This is a genomic window from Streptomyces sp. AC627_RSS907 (genome assembly GCF_019049165.1).
In genome coordinates this window covers 1-657 of record NZ_JAGMUE010000329.1, presented here as the reverse complement: position 1 = coordinate 657, position 657 = coordinate 1, and the positions used below count along the sequence as shown (strand labels likewise).

1 tRNA gene is annotated in these 657 nt (G+C 72.8%); it reads right to left on the bottom strand.

Annotated elements, in window-relative coordinates:
* Nucleotides 1-75: 75 nt before the first annotated feature.
* Nucleotides 76-140: transfer RNA gene (locus KUM32_RS35555), tRNA-OTHER, on the bottom strand.
* Between the last annotated feature and the right edge of the window lie 517 nt (nt 141-657).

Genomic DNA, 657 nt, shown 5'->3' with positions numbered 1-657 from the left:
GACGTACTCGACTACTCGACCAAGAAGTTCCTCACCGCACCGGGCATGGGTTCACGCACCCGCGAGGAGATCCAGCGCCGCCAGAAGGAGTGGAACCTCCGGCTCGGCAAGGCCGCGCCCTCGCCGATGAGCGCGGCGGCCCTCAAAGCCGCGAACCAGGAGCGCACCGCCCTGGAACGGGCAGCCGCAGACGTGGTCGCCGCAGCCGGTGCCACCGACCCGAATGTGCTGCGTGGCCTGAGCGTGGACGCGCTCGCCGCGCGCCTGGTGCCGAGGCCGTCCGGCGGCAACGCCCGTTCCAACGCCAAGGAGCGCGAAGCCGTACGCCTCCTGCTGCGCCTCCCCGACGAGGAAGGCCGGCTGCCCGACGGCCTCGCTTGGGTGCGCCAGCGGGACGTGGCCGAAGCCGTGGGACTGACCGCCGGCCGTATCCCGCAGATCGTGAAGAAGGCACGCGAGCGCTGGTACGAGGATGCCGCCCTCGGGCTGCTGCGCGAGGAACTGGTCGAGCTCCTCGCCGAGCGCGGACGGGTCGCACCGGTCATCGAACTCGCCGACGCGCTGATCGCCCGGCGCGGCACCCAGCACGTGGAACGGCGTGACCGGCGTGCGCTCGCGCTGTCCCTCCTGCGGGCCCTGGTGGAGCGCGAGAGCCGG